The 17,708-nt window shown below is 72.4% G+C and carries 14 protein-coding genes and 1 riboswitch; of the genes, 5 read left to right on the top strand and 9 right to left on the bottom strand.

Annotated features, from left to right (window positions below):
* Positions 1 to 166: 166 nt before the first annotated feature.
* The 3 genes from KBY32_RS19585 to KBY32_RS19575 all read right to left on the bottom strand — a co-directional run bounded on the left by KBY32_RS19585 (position 167) and on the right by KBY32_RS19575 (position 3,519).
* On the bottom strand, positions 167 to 1,024 hold the full coding sequence (locus tag KBY32_RS19585) for an inositol monophosphatase family protein (RefSeq protein WP_210980972.1): 858 nt from the start codon (positions 1,022 to 1,024) through the stop codon (positions 167 to 169).
* 105 nt (positions 1,025 to 1,129) lie between these two features.
* On the bottom strand, positions 1,130 to 2,953 hold the full coding sequence (locus tag KBY32_RS19580) for a gamma-glutamyltransferase family protein (protein ID WP_055619558.1): 1,824 nt from the start codon (positions 2,951 to 2,953) through the stop codon (positions 1,130 to 1,132).
* Positions 2,954 to 3,120: 167 nt separating this feature from the next.
* Entirely contained in the window at positions 3,121 to 3,519 is a 399-nt protein-coding gene (locus KBY32_RS19575; protein ID WP_210980971.1) for a (2Fe-2S) ferredoxin domain-containing protein, read from the bottom strand.
* A gap of 58 nt (positions 3,520 to 3,577) precedes the next feature.
* A riboswitch (cobalamin riboswitch) is annotated at positions 3,578 to 3,756 on the bottom strand.
* Positions 3,757 to 3,897: 141 nt separating this feature from the next.
* Here KBY32_RS19575 and KBY32_RS19570 point away from each other — a divergent pair.
* The 3 genes from KBY32_RS19570 to meaB are packed head-to-tail and all read left to right on the top strand — an operon-like array spanning position 3,898 to position 8,893.
* Positions 3,898 to 5,700, top strand: a complete 1,803-nt coding sequence (locus tag KBY32_RS19570; protein WP_210980970.1) for a methylmalonyl-CoA mutase family protein — start codon at positions 3,898 to 3,900, stop codon at positions 5,698 to 5,700.
* Positions 5,700 to 7,874, top strand: coding sequence for a methylmalonyl-CoA mutase (gene scpA, locus KBY32_RS19565; RefSeq protein WP_055619386.1), 2,175 nt, complete (start codon positions 5,700 to 5,702; stop codon positions 7,872 to 7,874). The genes KBY32_RS19570 and scpA overlap by 1 nt, the downstream gene beginning before the upstream one ends.
* Positions 7,871 to 8,893, top strand: coding sequence for a methylmalonyl Co-A mutase-associated GTPase MeaB (meaB, locus tag KBY32_RS19560; protein ID WP_210980969.1), 1,023 nt, complete (start codon positions 7,871 to 7,873; stop codon positions 8,891 to 8,893). Before scpA ends, meaB begins: the two co-directional genes overlap by 4 nt.
* On the opposite strand, the gene KBY32_RS19555 is transcribed toward meaB, so the two are convergent.
* Both KBY32_RS19555 and KBY32_RS19550 read right to left on the bottom strand, forming a co-directional pair.
* Positions 8,854 to 9,576: a response regulator transcription factor gene (locus KBY32_RS19555; protein WP_247689678.1), complete on the bottom strand. Its 723-nt coding sequence runs from the start codon at positions 9,574 to 9,576 to the stop codon at positions 8,854 to 8,856. The two genes, meaB and KBY32_RS19555, sit on opposite strands and share 40 nt — an antisense overlap.
* Positions 9,573 to 10,676 carry a sensor histidine kinase gene (locus KBY32_RS19550; protein ID WP_210980968.1) on the bottom strand — a complete coding sequence of 368 codons (1,104 nt, stop codon included), beginning with the start codon at positions 10,674 to 10,676 and terminating at the stop codon, positions 9,573 to 9,575. The genes KBY32_RS19555 and KBY32_RS19550 overlap by 4 nt, the downstream gene beginning before the upstream one ends.
* Before the next feature lie 168 nt (positions 10,677 to 10,844).
* On the opposite strand from KBY32_RS19550, the gene KBY32_RS19545 reads away from it, so the two are divergent.
* Together KBY32_RS19545 and KBY32_RS19540 are read left to right on the top strand one after the other, a co-directional pair.
* Positions 10,845 to 11,852: a carboxymuconolactone decarboxylase family protein gene (locus tag KBY32_RS19545; protein WP_210980967.1), complete on the top strand. Its 1,008-nt coding sequence runs from the start codon at positions 10,845 to 10,847 to the stop codon at positions 11,850 to 11,852.
* Between the two features lie 150 nt (positions 11,853 to 12,002).
* Positions 12,003 to 12,671 carry a hypothetical protein gene (locus tag KBY32_RS19540; protein WP_055619390.1) on the top strand — a complete coding sequence of 223 codons (669 nt, stop codon included), beginning with the start codon at positions 12,003 to 12,005 and terminating at the stop codon, positions 12,669 to 12,671.
* A 22-nt stretch (positions 12,672 to 12,693) separates the two neighbouring features.
* Here the strand turns inward: KBY32_RS19540 and KBY32_RS19535 are convergent, their stop codons facing one another.
* From KBY32_RS19535 to KBY32_RS19520, 4 genes are all read right to left on the bottom strand, one after another.
* Positions 12,694 to 14,241, bottom strand: coding sequence for an NCS1 family nucleobase:cation symporter-1 (locus tag KBY32_RS19535; RefSeq protein WP_210980966.1), 1,548 nt, complete (start codon positions 14,239 to 14,241; stop codon positions 12,694 to 12,696).
* Between the two features lie 134 nt (positions 14,242 to 14,375).
* A complete protein-coding gene (locus KBY32_RS19530; RefSeq protein WP_210980965.1) occupies positions 14,376 to 15,398 on the bottom strand; it encodes a TIGR03842 family LLM class F420-dependent oxidoreductase in 1,023 nt (340 codons plus the stop codon).
* A gap of 11 nt (positions 15,399 to 15,409) precedes the next feature.
* A complete protein-coding gene (gene hydA, locus KBY32_RS19525; RefSeq protein WP_210980964.1) occupies positions 15,410 to 16,813 on the bottom strand; it encodes a dihydropyrimidinase in 1,404 nt (467 codons plus the stop codon).
* 34 nt (positions 16,814 to 16,847) lie between these two features.
* The gene (locus KBY32_RS19520; RefSeq protein ID WP_210980963.1) at positions 16,848 to 17,690 is read right to left on the bottom strand and encodes a nitrilase-related carbon-nitrogen hydrolase; all 843 of its coding nucleotides are present in this window, start codon (positions 17,688 to 17,690) and stop codon (positions 16,848 to 16,850) included.
* Positions 17,691 to 17,708 lie beyond the last annotated feature (18 nt).

Here is a 17,708-nt window from a genome sequence, read left to right as displayed (position 1 = left end):
TGACGCCCTCCTCCGCCTTGCAGCTGCACGCACCAGACCCCGCTCGGGTCGGCCAAGACACACCGCGTCTCACAGCCAGGCTGATCCAAACGAAAGGCCCTGGAGAGATCAGGATAGGCCGGGGCTTCTACGCCCCACCTCCGCTCCCCCGCGGCCGACTCTATTCCTACGCCACTCGCCGCGCTCCGCCGGACAGGAGTCCCGCCACCCGCCGGGCCGTGCCGGCGTCGCGGGCCGCCGTGAACGGCAGGGCGTTGCCCCCGGTGATACGGAACGGCTCCCCCGTGCGTGTCAGGTGGGCGCCGCCCGCCTCCTCCACGAGCAGCAGTCCGGCCGCGTGGTCCCAGGCTGCCTCCCATCCGAAGGCGGTGGCCTCCAACTCGCCCCGCGCGACGGCCAGGTACTCCAGTCCCGCCGATCCGCACGGGCGCGGGGCCACGCCGTCGGTCCACAGGCCGAGCAGGGCCCGCTTCTGCTCGTCGGTGGTGAAGTCCGGGTGCGAGGTGGCGACGCGCAGGTCGCTGCCGGGGGCCGGGACCCCGGCGTGCAGCCGCTCGCCGTCAAGGAAGGCGCCCCGGCCCCGTACGGCGGTGGCCAGCCGGTCGAGGGCGGGTGCGTAGGTCCAGGAGGCGAGCACGACACCGTGCCGGGCGAGGGCGACCAGGGTGCAGAAGCCCGTGTCGCCGTGCACGAACTGGCGGGTGCCGTCGACGGGGTCGACGATCCATACCGGGGCGTCGCCGCGGATCGCGTCGTACACGGACGGATTCGCGTGGACCGCCTCCTCGCCGACGACGACCGAGCCGGGCAGGAGGGCGCCGAGGGCCTCCGTGAGATACCGCTCGGCGAGCCGGTCGGCGTCGGTCACCAGGTCGTGCGGTCCGCTCTTGCGGTCGACCTCGTGGTCGGCGAGCCGGCGGAAACGGGGCATGATCTCGGCGGCCGCCGCCTTGCGGACGGCGTCCTCCACGTCGGTGGCGTGCTGGGCGAGAAACTCTTCGATGGTTTCGTTTTCTTCGATCACCCGTCCATGGAAACACGCGCCACTGACAACGCCCGCCCGCCGGGTGACCTGCGGATGGAGTCCCGGTGAACTCGCGGGGCCGCTACCCCTCAGCCCCCCGGCCTCTCAGCGGCCGACGGCGTAGCCCTGCATGCCGCGCGGGTTCGCCGCGGCGGACAGCACCCCGGTGCCGGGGTCCCGGGCGACCGCGCACAGGCGGCCCTCCGACCAGGCGTCGCCGACCGTGACGTCGTGACCGCGCCGCCGCAGCCCGTCGATCACCGCGGGGTCGGTGCGGCCCTCCACGGTGACGCTCCCGGGCCGTGTCCCACGCGGGTAGAAGGAGCCGGGAAAGCTGTCGTTGTGCCAGTTCGGGGCGTCGATCGCGCCCTGCAGGTCGAGGCCGCCGCGGACCTGCCCGCGCAGCGCGACCGCGAGGAAGAAGTGCAGCTGCCACTGGTCCTGCTGATCCCCGCCGGGGGTGCCGAAGGCGAGGACGGGCACGCCGTCGCGCAGCGCGATGCTGGGGGTGAGCGTGGTGCGCGGGCGCCGGCCGGGGGTCAGGGAGTTCGGCAGGCCCTCCTCCAGCCAGGTCATCTGCAGTCGGGTGCCGAGCGGGAAGCCTAGTTCGGGCACGACGGGGTTGGACTGGAGCCAGCCGCCGCTCGGGGTGGCCGCGATCATGTTGCCCCACCGGTCGACGATGTCGAGGTGGCAGGTGTCGCCCCGGGTGAGCCCGTCCGCGGCGACCTCGGGCTCGGCCGGCACCGGGGACACGGGCGACTTGGCGACCGTCGGCTCCCCGGCGCCCGGCGCGACGGAACCGGGCGCGGCGGCCTCCCCGCGCGCGTGGGCGCCCAGCCGGGGCACGCGCCCGCCGGGGCTGCCGGGCCGCAGCTCGAAGGAGGCGGCCTCGCCCACCAGCCGGCGCCGCTCGGCGTTGTACGCGTCGGAGAGCAGGTCGTCGAGCGGCACCTCGGCGGCGTCGCCGTACCAGGCCTCCCGGTCGGCCATGGCCAGCTTGCAGCCCTCGACGAGCAGGTGGACGTAGTCGGCGGACCCGTACGGCGGCAGGTCGTCCGGGAGCAGGGCGAGCTGCTGGAGGAGCACCGGGCCCTGGCTCCAGGGCCCCGCCTTGCACAGGGTCCAGCCGTTCCAGTCGTACGTCGCGGGCGCCTCGTAGGTCGCGGACCAGCCGGCGAGGTCGGCGGCGGTGAGGGTGCCGGTGTGCCGCTCGCCGCTGGTGTCGAGGGTGGGCCGCTGCGCCTGCCGGACGAGCGCCTCGGCGATGAACCCGGTACGCCACACCGCGCGCGCGGCCTCGATCTGCGCGACGCGGTCACCTGCGCCGGAGATCTCGTCCAGCAGGCGCTTCCAGGTGGCGGCGAGGGCCGGGTTGCGGAAGAGGGCGCCGGGGCGGGGCGGCTCGCCGTCCGGCAGATACACCTCGGCGGAGGAGGTCCACTCCGTCTCGAACAGCTCGCGCACGGTCTCCACGGTCTCGCCGACCCGCTCCACGGGCGCGTGCCCGTGTTCGGCGTAGTGGACGGCGTACGCGAGGACGTCGGCGGGCGCCAGGGTGCCGTGGTCGCGCAGCAGCACCATCCAGGCGTCGAAGGCGCCGGGCACGGCGGCGGCCAGCGGTCCGGTGCCGGGGACGAGGTCCAGGCCGAGGCCGCGGTAGTGGGCGACGGTGGCGCCCGCGGGGGCGACGCCCTGGCCGCACAGCACCCGCACCTCGCCGCCCGCCGGGGCGAGGAGGATGGGCACCTCGCCGGCGGGGCCGTTGAGATGCGGTTCGACGACGTGGAGCACGAACGCGCCCGCCACGGCGGCGTCGTAGGCGTTGCCGCCGCGCTCCAGCACCGCCATCGCGGACTGCGAGGCGAGCCAGTGCGTGGAGGACACCATGCCGAAGGTGCCCTGGAGGGTGGGACGGGTGGTGAACATGGCGGGCGTCACCTCGCGGTCGGGGCCGGACGGGTCCGTCCGATCTTCCGTGACCGCCTGTTCGATGTTCAACCGTTCATGGGGGGTGTGGAGCGAGGGTGGCGTGAAGGTGTGGAGAGGTCGGGCGCCCATGGCGGGCACGCAGGGCGCGGCTACGGGCGGTCGGTTCAGCCCTTCCCCGACGCCCGCGACGAGGGCGCCGGGATGGTGTGAAAGGCCAGGATCTCCGGGCAGGGAGCAACTCCGGGCCCGCCGGCCCGCACCCAGGCGATGACGTCCTCGGTGGCGTCGGGGTCGTTGACGAGCCCGAGCCAGACCGGCCGGGCGCCCGCCGCGCGCGCCGCGGCGGAGGGCTGGACGACGACCACGTTGGCGTGGTCGCAGACGTCCAGGCAGTCCGAGACACGCACCGGGACGCTCTCCTTCAGCCGGGCGGCCTGACCCGCGTGGTCGACACCGGTCACCTTCGGACTGCCGCAGCAGCAGTCCCGGCAGAGCACGACCCGGCAGGGCGTGGACGGGGTACGCGGGGGCTCGGACGACGGCTGGGGTGGAAGGACGGACATACACGCCTCAAGGGTCGGGGCTCGTACGCGGAGCCGGCCTGCGGATGACCTCCCCGCCCGGAGGCGCGGAGGTGCCGGCAGGTCTTCGGACTCGGGTTCGTCCCGGCGGGGCGCCTTCCCGGTCTCCCAGTGGCGTGCCTGCCCCGCCCGTCCCCCTCACCGCTGCGCGTCAGTTCCGGATTCGCACCGGATTCCCTGGCCCCGGAAAGGGGCGCGACCAGCCCCGCGAGGCTATCAAGTCAGGGCCCGGAGCCAGTCGTTCAGCGGGTCCGCGCGGGCACCGCCGAGGCCCCGAGACCCAGGTCACAATCTGGAAGAGGGCAAGGTCACAGCCATGCCCCCTGCTGCTCCTTTGACCATCTGACCTAGCATCCGAGCATGACGGTCCTGCCTGACGACGGGCTCTCGCTGGCCGCCGAGTTCCCTGACGCAACCCATGAGCAGTGGCGACACCTGGTGGAAGGTGTGCTGCGCAAGGCGGGCAAGGACGTGTCGGGGACGGCTGCCGAGGACGCCCTGTCCACCCCACTCGAGGACGGGATGCGCTCCCGCCCGCTGTACACCGCGCGTGACGCCGCGCCCGACCCCGGCCTGCCCGGCTTCGCCCCCTATGTGCGGGGTGGTCGCCCCGAGGGCAACACCGCCGGCGGCTGGGACGTACGGCAGCGGCACACCACGGCCGCGGACGGCGTGGTGCTGGCGGACCTGGAGAACGGCGTCACCTCGCTCTGGCTGGTCCTCGGCGAGGCCGGTATCCCGGTGTCCTCCCTCCGCAGCGCCCTCGACGGCGTCTACCTCGACCTCGCCCCGGTCGTCCTGGACGCGGGCGCCGAGTCGGAGGCCGCCGCACTGGCGCTGCTCGCCCTGTACGAGGAGCGCGACGTCGCCAAGGACGCGGCACGCGGCAACCTCGGCTTCGACCCGCTCGGCCACGAGGCCCGCACGGGTACGCCCCTGCCGTTCGCGCCGGCCGCCGCGCCGGCCAGGCGGTGCGCCGAGGAGTACCCCGGGCTCAGGGCCCTGACCGTGGACGCGCTGCCGTACCACGAGGCCGGCGGCTCGGCCGCGCAGGAGCTCGGCGCCGCGCTGGCCACCGGTGTGGCGTATCTGCGGGAGCTGACCGAGGCCGGGCTGACGGTCGAAGAGGCCGCCGGGCAGCTGGAGTTCCGTTACGCGGCCACCGCCGACCAGTTCCTGACCATCGCCAAGCTGCGGGCGGCCCGCCGTCTGTGGGCCCGGGTGACCGAGGTGTCCGGGGCGCCGAGCGCCCAGGTCCAGCATGCCGTGACCTCGCCGGTGATGATGACCCGCCGCGACCCGTGGGTGAACATGCTGCGCACCACGGTCGCCACGCTCGCGGCCGGTGTCGGCGGCGCCGACTCGGTGACGGTGCTGCCCTTCGACCACGCGCTGGGCCTGCCCGACGCGTTCGCGCGGCGCATCGCCCGCAACACCTCGACCATCCTCATCGAGGAGTCCCACCTCGCGCGGGTCATCGACCCGGCGGGCGGCTCCTGGTACGTGGAGCGGCTCACCGACGAACTGGCGCACGCGGGCTGGGAGTTCTTCCAGCGGATCGAGCGGGCGGGCGGGCAGGCCGCCGCGCTGCGCTCGGGACAGCTGCGCGACGACCTCGCCGCCACCTGGGAGGCCCGCACCGGCAAGCTGGCGAAGCGGCGTGAACCGGTCACCGGGGTCAGCGAGTTCCCGCACCTCGGCGAGCAGCCCGTGGTGCGTGAGCCCGCGCCCGAGCCGCCGTCCGGCGGTCTGCCGCGCGTGCGGCGCGACGAGGCGTACGAGGCGCTGCGCGCCCGCTCCGACGCGCATCTGGCCGCGACCGGCACCCGCCCCCGGATCTACCTGGCCGCACTCGGCCCGGCAGCCGCCCACACCGCGCGTCTGACCTTCGCCTCCAACCTCTTCCAGGCCGGCGGCATCGAGCCGGTCACCGAGGGCACCTTCGAGGAGAGCGGTGCCACCGAGGCGTGCCTGTGCTCCAGCGACGCCGTGTACGAGGAGCAGGCGGCCGAGGTCGCCGGGCGGCTGAAGGCGGCCGGTGCCGCGCATGTGTTCCTTGCCGGGCGGCCCGGGGACCACCCCGGCGTCGACGGCCATGTCTTCGCGGGCTGTGACGCCGTCGCCGTCCTGTCCGCCACCCTCGACCGCATGGGAGTGTCCTGATGGGAATCCCCGACTTCACCGGGATCGAACTGGGGACCCCGGCCGCGGCGGGCGGCTCCGACGAGTGGCGTACGGCCGTCAAGCAGGCCACCGGCGGCGACGAGCCGCTGTGGGAGACGCCCGAGGGCATCGCGGTCAAGCCGCTGTACACCGGGCGTGACCTGGAGGGCCTGGACTTCCTGGGCACCTACCCGGGCATGGCGCCGTATCTGCGCGGCCCGTACCCGACGATGTACGTCAACCAGCCGTGGACGATCCGCCAGTACGCGGGCTTCTCCACGGCCGAGGAGTCCAACGCGTTCTACCGGCGCAATCTGGCGGCCGGTCAGAAGGGCCTGTCGGTCGCCTTCGACCTGCCCACGCACCGCGGCTACGACAGCGACCACCCGCGGGTGACGGGTGACGTCGGCATGGCGGGCGTGGCCATCGACTCGATCTACGACATGCGGCAGCTGTTCGACGGCATCCCGCTGGACAAGATGACCGTGTCGATGACGATGAACGGCGCGGTGCTGCCGGTCCTCGCGCTCTACATCGTCGCCGCCGAGGAGCAGGGCGTACCGCCCGAGAAGCTGGCCGGGACCATTCAGAACGACATTCTGAAGGAGTTCATGGTCCGCAACACCTACATCTATCCGCCGAAGCCGTCGATGCGGATCATCTCCGACATCTTCGCCTTCACCTCGCAGCGGATGCCCCGCTACAACTCGATCTCCATCTCCGGCTACCACATCCAGGAGGCCGGGGCGACGGCCGATCTGGAGCTGGCGTACACGCTCGCGGACGGTGTGGAGTACATCCGCGCGGGCCGTGAAGCCGGCCTGGACGTCGACGCGTTCGCGCCCCGGCTGTCGTTCTTCTGGGCGATCGGCATGAACTTCTTCATGGAGGTCGCCAAGCTGCGCGCGGCGCGCCTGCTGTGGGCGAGGCTGGTGAAGCAGTTCGACCCGAAGAACTCCAAGTCGCTGTCGCTGCGCACCCATTCTCAGACGTCGGGCTGGTCCCTGACCGCGCAGGACGTGTTCAACAACGTCACGCGCACCTGTGTCGAGGCGATGGCGGCGACGCAGGGGCACACGCAGTCGCTGCACACCAACGCGCTCGACGAGGCGCTGGCCCTGCCGACCGACTTCTCGGCACGCATCGCCCGCAACACCCAGCTGCTGCTCCAGCAGGAGTCGGGCACCACCCGGGTCATCGACCCGTGGGGCGGCAGCGCGTACGTGGAGAAGCTGACGTACGACCTCGCGCGCCGCGCCTGGCAGCACATCCAGGAGGTCGAGGCGGCGGGCGGCATGGCCAAGGCGATCGACGCCGGCATCCCGAAGCTGCGTATCGAGGAGGCCGCGGCCCGCACCCAGGCGCGGATCGACTCCGGACGCCAGCCGGTCATCGGCGTCAACAAGTACCGCGTCGACAGCGACGAGCAGATCGACGTGCTGAAGGTCGACAACTCCTCCGTGCGCGCCCAGCAGATCGCCAAGCTGCGGCGGCTGCGCGAGGAGCGCGACGAGACGGCGTGCCGGGACGCGCTGGACGCGCTGACCCGGGCGGCCGGCGGCGAGGGCAACCTGCTGGAGCTGGCGGTGAACGCCGCCCGCGCGAAGGCCACCGTCGGTGAGATCTCCGACGCCCTGGAGAAGGTGTACGGGCGGCACGCGAGCCAGATCCGTACGATCACGGGCGTGTACCGCAACGAAGCCGGGGAGTCGCCCGCCGTGGACCGCACCCGCACCCTCGTGTCCGACTTCGAGGAGGCCGAGGGCCGCCGCCCGCGCATCCTGGTCGCCAAGATGGGCCAGGACGGCCACGACCGCGGCCAGAAGGTCATCGCGACCGCGTTCGCCGACCTCGGTTTCGACGTCGACGTCGGCCCGCTGTTCCAGACGCCCGCCGAGGTGGCCCGGCAGGCCGTCGAGGCCGACGTGCACATCGTCGGGGTGTCGTCGCTGGCGGCGGGGCACCTCACCCTCGTACCGGCGCTGAAGGAGGCGCTGGCCGAGGAGGGCCGCGAGGACATCATGATCGTGGTCGGCGGGGTCATCCCGCCGCAGGACGTGGCGACGCTCCTGGAGATGGGCGCGGCGGCGGTCTTCCCGCCCGGCACGGTCATCCCGGACGCGGCGTACGACCTGGTGCGGCGGCTGGCGGACGGACTCGGGCACGAGCTGTGATCGATGTCGACGCGTATGTGAAGGGCGTGCTCGACGGGAAGCGGGCGATCGTCGCGCGCGCCATCACCCTCGTCGAGTCCACCCGGCCGCAGCACCGGGTGCTGGCCCAGCGGCTGCTGACCGAGCTGCTGCCGCACAGCGGGCGGGCGCGGCGGATCGGGGTCAGCGGGGTGCCGGGCGTCGGCAAGTCCACGTTCATCGACGCGTTCGGGACGATGCTGACGGGCCTCGGGCACCGGGTGGCCGTGCTGGCGGTCGACCCGTCGTCCAGCCGTACGGGCGGGTCGATCCTGGGCGACAAGACGCGGATGGAGCGGCTCGCGGTCGACCCGGCCGCCTTCATCCGCCCCTCCCCCACGGCCGGGACGCTGGGCGGGGTCGCCAAGGCCACCCGGGAGTCCATCGTGGTGATGGAGGCCGCGGGCTACGACGTGGTGCTGGTGGAGACGGTCGGCGTGGGCCAGTCGGAGACGGCCGTGGCCAACATGGTCGACTCCTTCCTGTTGCTGACGCTGGCCCGCACCGGCGACCAGCTCCAGGGCATCAAGAAGGGCGTGCTGGAGCTGGCCGACGTCCTCGCCGTCAACAAGGCGGACGGCCCCCACGAGCGGGACGCGAAGGCGGCGGCGCGCGAACTGGCGGGCGCCCTGCGCCTGATGCACGGCAAGGACGCCGTGTGGACGCCGCCCGTGCTCCACTGCAGCGGTCGTGAGTCGATCGGTCTGGACACCGTCTGGGACCGGCTGGAGCAGCACCGGGCGCTGCTGGACTCCACGGGCCGGCTCGCCGCCAAGCGGCGTGACCAGCAGGTCGACTGGACGTGGACCATGGTCCGCGACGAACTTCTGGGCCGCCTGCACGCGGCCCCGGCGGTCCGCTCCCTCGCGCCGACGCTGGAACAGCAGGTCAGGGAGGGCGAGTTGACGGCGACGCTGGCGGCGGAACGCATTCTGGCGGCCTTCGAGGGCGGCACGGAGCCTCAAGAGGCGCCGCGTGCCGCGACGAGCCCCGACTCGTAGGCGAACACGACGAGTTGGGCGCGGTCGCGCGCGGCCAGCTTGGTCATGGCCCGGCTGATGTGGGTCTTCGCGGTGTACGGGCTGATCACCATGTGCGCGGCGATCTCCTCGTTGGTCAGTCCGCGTGCCGCCAGCGCCGTCACCTCGCGCTCACGGCGGGTCAGCGACTCCAGCCCCGGTGGGGTGGCGCGGTCCGGCGGCCGGGACACGAACTCGCCGATGAGCGTGCGCGTCACCGACGGCGACAGCAGCGCCTCGCCGCGCGCCACGACGTCGATCGCCTGGAGCAGGTCGGCCGGTTCGGTGTCCTTCAGCAGGAAGCCGCTGGCCCCGGCGCGCAGCGCGTCGAAGACGTACGCGTCATGGCCGTAGTTGGTGAGGATGACGACCCGGACGGCGGCCAGCGCGGGGTCCTCGGCGATCCGGCGGGTGGCCTCGATGCCCGTCATCACCGGCATCTGCACATCGATGAGCGCGATGTCGGGCACCTCGGCGCGGACCAGTTCCAGTCCCTGTGCGCCGTCCGCGGCCTCGCCGACGACCTCGATGCCGTCCTCGGCGTCCAGCAGGGCCCGGAAACCGGCCCGCATCAGCGCCTGGTCGTCGACGAGCGCCACCCGGATCACACCGTCGGTCCTCGCGTCGTGGGTCCTCGCGTCGTGGGTCATCGCGTCGTGGGTCATCGCCTCTCCCCCAGCGGCAGCCGCGCCCGCACCGCGAACCCGCCCTCCGCGCGCGGGGCCGCTTCCAGCGTGCCCCCGAGGGCAGTGACGCGCTCGCGCATCCCGGTCAGCCCGGTCCCGGGGGCGGGCGGACACGACGGGTCGGCGGCGCCGTCGTCCTCCACACGGACCGTCAACTGCCCGTCCCCATGGTCGAGATGGACGTCGACCTTCGCGGGACCGGCGTGCCGTGCCACGTTGGTCAGGGCCTCCTGGACGATGCGGTACGCCGCCCGGTCGACCGGCGCCGGCAGGGGCCGCTCCTCACCGGTCACCGTCAGCTCGACGGCGAGCCCGGCGGCCCGGGCCCGCTCGACGAGCAGCGCGGGAGTGCCGGCCGGCTCATCGGTGCGCAGCACCTGCAGCGTGGCCCGCAGTTCGCGCATGGCCTCGCCGCTCGCCTCCTGGATGGCGAGCAGGGCGGGCGGCACGTCCTCGCCGCGTTTGCGCGCCAGGTGCACGGCGACGCCCGCCTGGAGCTTGACGATGGAGATGCTGTGCGTGAGGGAGTCGTGCAACTCCCGTGCGATGCGCAGGCGTTCCTCACCGGCACGGCGCAACGCGGCCTCCTCCCGGGTGCGCTCGGCCTCCAGGGCGCGCTGCTCGGTCTGGCGCAGATACGCCTGCCAGTTGCGGTCGGCGAGGCCCGTGACGAGCGCGCACACGAACCAGCCGGCGAGCAGCAGGGTCTCGCGGACGGGCGTGGAGCCGCCGGCGCCCACGGCCGCGTAGGTGCCGAGGAAGCCGGCGGCGGCCACCGCGGCCGTGCCCCGGTACCCGGCCCGCGACGCCGTGTGCACGGCACCGACGACGGGCAGGGCGAGGGTGGCGGCGGCCCCGGCGAGCACGACGGCTGCGAGCAGGCAGCCGGTGGTCACGGCGAGCATCGCGCGCGGGGCGGAGCGGTGCGCGGCGATGGCGAGTGAACCAACCACGATCAGCAGCAGGTCCAGCGGCCCCGCCCGGTCGTCGGCGACGGCGGCGAGCACGGTGATCGCGCCGGCCACGACCGCGCCGGCCGCATCGGCGAGCCGCTCGCGTGTGAGGCGTTCCCCGTCCATGCCCCGCACCCTAGACCGCGCCGCCGACACCGTCGTCAGCCCTGTGGACGGCTCGGGGACTACTTCCGTGGCAGTAGTGCCGCGCCCGGGTCCGCCCGGCCGGAGCAGCCCGGAGTGCGTCCACCGGTACGACGCCGGGCACGCCCCCCGCGGCGCACGCTCTTCCCCATGACCACCGTCTTCCGGCACACCGAGCCCCTGCCTCCCCGGTCCGCCACCGGCACCGTCGCGGAGGCCTACGCACAGATCCGCCATGACTTCGGCATCGCCGACCCGTCGACCTTCGTGGTCCTGTCCTCCGCCCCCGAACTGCTCGCGTCCGCCTGGGCGTTGATGCGCGAGTCGCTGATCGCCGGCCCGGGCGGCCGTACCGGCAAGGAGTTGGTGGCGCTCGGGGTGTCGCTCGCCAACCGGTGCCCGTTCTGCGTCGACGCGCACACGGTCCTGCTGCACGCCACCGGCGACCACGCGCTCGCCGAGCGGCTGGCACGCGGGGAGACGCCCGCGGACGAGACGCACGCCCGTCTGGTGGAGTGGGGGCGGCGCACACGGGAGCCGGGCGCCCCGCTGGAGCCGTACCCCTTCCCGCGCGAGGACCTTCCCGGGTACCTGGGGACGGCGCTCAGCTTCCACTTCATCAACCGGATCGCCTCCGCCCTGCTCACCGAGAACCTCCTGCCGGGCGGCGCCCAGCGCTTCCGGGCGGTGCGCAGCGTGGTGGGCCGCAGCCTCACGCGGACCGTCCGCCGCACGGCCCGGCCGGGCGCGTCCCTCATGCTGCTCGACCCGGTCGACGCGGGCGAGTCCCCCGCATGGGCGGGCGGCACCCCGGTCGGCGTCGCGTACGCGGCGCTGCTGCGGGCCGCCATGCGGGGTGCGGCCCTGCTCGGCACCGACGAGCACGAGGTGGTGGAGGCGGCCCTGCAGGACTGGGACGGCTCGCATCCGCCGCTCACCGGGGACGGCTTCCCGGACCGGCGCGAGCACCCCGGGGCGCGGCTCGCGCTGCTGGTCGCCCTGGCGCCGTACCGGATCACCGAGGAGGACGTCGCTGCGTGGCGTACCCGGGAGCACACCGACCACTGTCTGGTGCATCTGGTCGCCTACGGGGCCTTCGTCGCCGTGGACCGCATCGAAAGCTCCCTTTCCACGCGAATCACCCTGGAGGCGCCGTAACGCGCCCAGGACACCCCGGGTTCGGGCTCCTTCCGTAATGGCGTCGGCACGGAGCGAGTTGACCCTTCCGCCTCACGGAGAGTCGTGTGACACTGGCGTCCCGTCCGCTGTGCGGACCCGCTCCGCACCGTCCCCCACGAAAAGCGACCCGTGCGATCACTGCCCTTGCCGCTCGCCCTCACCGCGCGCCTGTCGCCCGTCGTCGTGCTCGCCACGGCGGGCTGGGCGCTGTCGTCCGGACCCGACGCGACGCCGGCCCCCGAGGACCGTACGGCGGCGCAGCGGACCGAGGAGGAGGCGCCGGACGCGCCCGCGACGGCCGCCGCGTCCAAGACGTACACCGCCGCCCCGTCGCCGTGCGGCAGCCTGTCCGAGAAGTCGGTCAAGGGTCTGGTGCCGGGGGCCAAGGCGGCCGGCAAGGAGATACCGTCGACCGACAAGACGCTGCGCCGCACCTGCTCGTGGAACGCGCTCAAGGGGTACGAGTACCGCTGGCTGGACGTGTCCTTCGAGATCACGGAGTCGGAGGAGGCCGCGGCGGAGTCCTACAAGGGGCGGCTCGCGGACCGCAGCGGCGGCGGTGAGGTGCCCGGCATCGGGGACGCCGGCTACTCCGTCGTGAACCTCACCACCGAGGACAAGCAGCAGACCCGCGAGGGCGTGGTGATCGTCCGCACGTCCAACGCGCTGGTCTCGGTCACCTACAGCGGCAGCGACTTCGAGTCGAAGAAGGCGCCGGCCACCGACGAGATCAACAAGGGCGCCATCAAGGCCGCCCGGGAGGCCGTGGCCGCGCTGGAGGACGGCGCCAAGGGCTGACCGTCCTCCAGCGCGGCACTCGTCAGGACTCGGCGGGCTCCTTGCGGCCGCCCATCAGCACCACGTACAGCACGAGCGACGTGGCCAGGCCCACCGCCCAGCCGTAGTCGGCGAGCGGCTTGAGGAACGGGATCAGCCCGTCGGCCGGGAACGGCCCGTTCCGGCTGCCGTCGGCACCCACTCCGGAGTACGAGCCGCCGACCGCGAGGACGCCGCCGACCAGGAAGGCGGCGATGGCCCGCCAGTTCCAGCCGGACGTGTACCAGTAGCGTCCGCCGGGGGTGTACAGGTCGGCGAGGTGCAGGACCGTCCGCCGGACGATCCAGTAGTCGGCGATGAGGATGCCCGCGACGGTGCCGAGCAGACCGCCGACCACGCCGAGCCAGGTGAAGATGTAGAACTCGGGCGTGGAGATCAGCTTCCACGGGAAGATCAGGATGCCGACGACACCCGTGATCAGCGCGCCCGTACGGAAGTTGATGAGCTTGGGCGCCAGGTTCGCCAGGTCGTACGCCGGGGAGACCACGTTGGCCGCGATGTTCACGGAGACGGTGGCGATCAGGACGACGACCAGTGCGAACAGCAGGCCGAAGGCGCTGTCGGTCTTGGCCGCGAGCGCGACCGGGTCCCAGATCGCCTCGCCGTAGACCGCCTCGGAGCCGGAGGTGACCAGGACGGCGAGGATGGCGAACAGGGTCATGGTGGTGGGCAATCCAAGTGATTGCCCCCAGGTCTGGGCGCGCTGGCTGGAGCCGAAGCGCGTGAAGTCGGGGATGTTCAGGGACAGCGTGGCCCAGAAGCCGATCATGCCCATCAGGGACGGGAAGAAGACGGGCCAGAAGTCGGCGCCCCAGCCGAGCTTGGACGGCTGGTCGAGCAGCGCGCCGAAACCGTCCGCCTTGACGGCGATCCAGATCAGCAGCACGAAAGCGCCGACGATGACGAAGGGCGCGGCCCAGTTCTCGAAGTGCCGCAGGAAGTCCATACCGCGGTAGATGATCGCGATCTGCACGGCCCAGAACAGCAGGAAGCACAGCCACAGCGGCCAGGGGTTGCCGGCGATCTTCCCGGCGTTCTCCCAGTGCCCGCCGGTGAGTTTGGAGCCGAGGGCGAAGATACCGCTGCCGCCGATCCAGGTCTGGATGCCGAACCAGCCGCAGGCCACGGCGGCCCGGATCATCGCCGGGATGTTGGCGCCGCGCAGCCCGAAGGAGGCGCGCGCGAGGACGGGGAACGGGATGCCGTACTTCGGTCCCGCGTGCCCGGTGGCCAGCATCGGCAGCAGCACGATGACGTTGGCGAGCGCGATGGTGAAGACGGCCTGCTTCCAGTCCATGCCGAGGGCGACCAGACCGGAGGCCAGGGTCCAGCTGGGGATGCAGTGCGCCATGGAGATCCACAGCGCCGCGAAGTTGTACGTCGTCCACTTGCGCTCGGCGACCGGGACGGGGCGGAGGTCCTCGTTGGCGAAGGGGCTTTCGGAGGGGAAGGCCTCGGGGGCGAGTTCGACGCGGCCGCCGGGGAGGGCGGTCTGCGGTATGGACGACCCCGTGGGGACTGTGTCTGTCATGGGCAGGCCAATCAATCGGGCGGGACGGGAGAGGCCGTGCGGGCCCCAGGACCCTCCCCCCCCTGCAACGAGGGGGGAGGGTGACGAGGGGTGGGGGGTCGGGTGCAGCCGTACTGCGAACGCGCCTGTGCGGGCTAGGAGTTGACGGCGGGGATGACCGACGAGCCGTACGCGTCGATCACGGCTTCCTGCGCGTCGTGCATGTCGTAGACGGCGAACTGGTCGACGCCGAGCTCACGCAGCGCGTTCAGCTTCTCGATGTGCCGCTCGACCGGTCCGATCAGGCAGAACCGGTCGACGATCTCGTCGGGGACGAAGGCGGTGTCGGGGTTGTCGGCCCGCCCGTGGTGGGAGTAGTCGTACCCCTGCCGGGCCTTGATGTAGTCGGTCAGCTCCTCCGGTACGGCCGAGGAGTGCTCGCCGTACTTGGCGACCAGGTCGGCCACATGATTGCCGACCATCCCGCCGAACCAGCGGCACTGCTCACGGGCGTGGGCGAGGGCCTCCGGCGAGTCGTCCTCGGTGACATAGGCGGGGGCGGCGACGCAGATCGTCACCTCGGCCGGGTCGCGGCCCGCGGCGGCCGCCGCGTCCTTGACGGCCTTGACCATGTACTCGGTCAGATAGAGGTCGGCCAGCTGCAGGATGAACCCGTCGGCCTCCTCTCCGGTCATCTTCAGCGCCTTCGGGCCGTACGCCGCCATCCACACCGGGAGTTCGGCGCCGGCCTTGATCCACGGGAACCGGACGGCCGTGCCGCCGCCGAGGTCGGCCTCCCGGCCGCTGCCGAGCGCCCGGATGACCTTCATCGCGTCGCTGATCCGGGCCAGGGTGTTGGGCTTGCGCCCGGCCACGCGCATCGCCGAGTCGCCGCGCCCGATCCCGCACACCGTGCGGTTGCCGAACATGTCGTTCAGGGTGGCGAAGGTGGAGGCGGTCACCTCCCAGGTGCGGGTGCCCGGGTTGGTGACCATCGGGCCGACCTTCAACTGCCGTGTCTGCGCGAGGATCTGGCTGTAGATGACGAACGGCTCCTGCCACAGCACGGCCGAGTCGAAGGTCCAGCCGTGGGTGAACCCGTTGTCCTCGGCGCGCTTCATCAGCTCGACGACCCGTGAGGCCGGCGGGTCCGTCTGCAGGACGAGTCCGAAGTCCATGTGCTCCGCTCCTAGTTCAGGTACTGACAGGTGGAGCGGGGCGTGTAGACACCGTGCCCGGCGCGGCCGGTGTACTCCCGCTCGGTGATCACGGGCTCGCCGCGCGAGAGGACCGTCTCGACCCGGCCGGTGGTCCGCCGGCCCTCGTACGCCGAGTAGTCGACGTTCATGTGGTGGGTCTCGGCGGACATGACCTGCTCGGCGTGCGGGTCGTAGATCACGACGTCGGCGTCCGCGCCCGGCGCGAGCGTGCCTTTCTTCGGGTACATGCCGAACATCCGGGCCGGGGTGGCGCAGGCGATCTCGATCCAGCGGCGGCGCGAGATGTGCCCGTCGACGACGGCCTGGTGCAGCAGGTCCATCCGGTTCTCGACGCCCGGGAGGCCGTTGGGGATCTTCGAGAAGTCCCCGCGCCCCAGCTCCTTCTGGCCGACGAAGCAGAACGGGCAGTGGTCGGTGGACACGACCTGGAGGTCGTTGGTCCGCAGGCCCTTCCACAGCTGCGCCTGGTGCTCCTTGGGCCGCAGCGGCGTCGAGCACACGTACTTCGCGCCCTCGAAGTCCGGCTCGGCCAGGTTGTCGGTCGACAGGAACAGATACTGCGGGCAGGTCTCCCCGAAGACGTTCAGCCCGTCGTCGCGCGCCCGTGCCAGCTCCGCGACCGCCTCCGTCGCCGAGACGTGCACGACGTACAGGGGCGCGCCCGCGACCTGGGCCAGCTTGATGGCCCGGTGGGTGGCCTCGGCCTCCAGAAGGGCCTTGCGCACCTCACCGTGGTAGCGCGGGTCGGTCTCGCCGCGGGCCAGCGCCTGCTCGACCAGGACGTCGATGGCGATGCCGTTCTCGGCGTGCATCATGATCAGCCCGCCGTTCTCGGCGGAGCGCTGCATGGCGCGCAGGATCTGGCCGTCGTCGGAGTAGAAGACCCCCGGGTAGGCCATGAACTGCTTGAAGGACGTGACGCCCTCCTCCACCAGCAGATCCATCTCCTTGAGCGTCTCCTCGTTCACATCGGAGACGATCATGTGGAAGCCGTAGTCGATCGCGCAGTTGCCCTCCGCCTTGGCGTGCCAGGCGTCGAGGCCCTCGCGCAGGGTGTGCCCCACGCTCTGCACGGCGAAGTCGACGATCGTGGTGGTGCCGCCCCAGGCGGCGGCCCGGGTGCCGGTCTCGAAGGTGTCGGAGGCGAAGGTGCCGCCGAACGGCAGCTCCATATGGGTGTGGACGTCGACCCCGCCCGGGATGACGTACTTCCCGGCGGCGTCGATGGTCCGCTCGGCGGTCCAGGCCCCGGCGGCCGGGGTGCCGCTCGCGGCGAGGGCGGCGATCCGGCCGTCCTCGATCAGGACGTCGGCGTGCATCTCGTCGGACGCGGTGATGACGAGACCACCGCGGATGACGGTACGGCTGCTCATTCTCCCTCTCCTCCCGTGGTCGGCACTGGGGTGGTCACGGCGCCATGATCGGGCCGTAGGCGTCGGGCCGGCGGTCCCGGAAGAACTGCCAGCGGTCGCGGACCTCGCGCAGCTTCGCCATGTCCAGGTCCCGCACGACGAGTTCGGTCTCCTTGTCGCTCGCCACCTCGCCCACGAACTGGGCCTCGGGGTCGACGAAGTACGTGGTGCCGTAGAAGTCGTTGTCGCCCAGGTCCTCGACGCCGACCCGGTTGATCGCACCGACGAAGTACTCGTTGGCGACGGCAGCCGCGGGCTGCTCCAGCTGCCAGAGGTAGCGCGAGAGTCCGCGCGAGGTCGCCGACGGGTTGAAGACGATCTCGGCGCCGGCCAGCCCCAGCGCCCGCCAGCCCTCCGGGAAGTGCCGGTCGTAGCAGATGTAGACGCCGATCCGGCCGACGGCCGTGTCGAAGACGGGCCAGCCCAGGTTGCCCGGGCGGAAGTAGAACTTCTCCCAGAAGCCCGGGACTTGCGGGATGTGGTGCTTGCGGTACTTGCCGAGGTACGAGCCGTCCGCGTCGATCACGGCGGCCGTGTTGTAGAGGACGCCGGGCTGCTCCTCCTCGTACACGGGCAGGATCAGGACGATGCCCAGCTCGCGGGCGAGGTCCTGGAAGCGGCGGACGATCGGGCCCTCGGGCACCTGCTCGGCGTACTCGTAGAACGCCTTGTCCTGCACCTGGCAGAAGTACGGGCCGTAGAACAGCTCCTGGAAGCAGAGCACTTGGGCGCCCTGGGCGGCCGCGTCCCGGACCGCCTGTTCGTGCACCTGGATCATCGACTCCTTGTCGCCGGTCCAGGCGGTCTGGAAGAGGGCGGCGCGGATCACTGGGCTCATCGGGACCTCCGGTCGCTC

The organism is Streptomyces sp. RK62, assembly GCF_018070255.1.
GTDB lineage: Bacteria > Actinomycetota > Actinomycetes > Streptomycetales > Streptomycetaceae > Streptomyces > Streptomyces nigra.
This window is presented reverse-complemented; position numbering and strand designations above follow the sequence as displayed.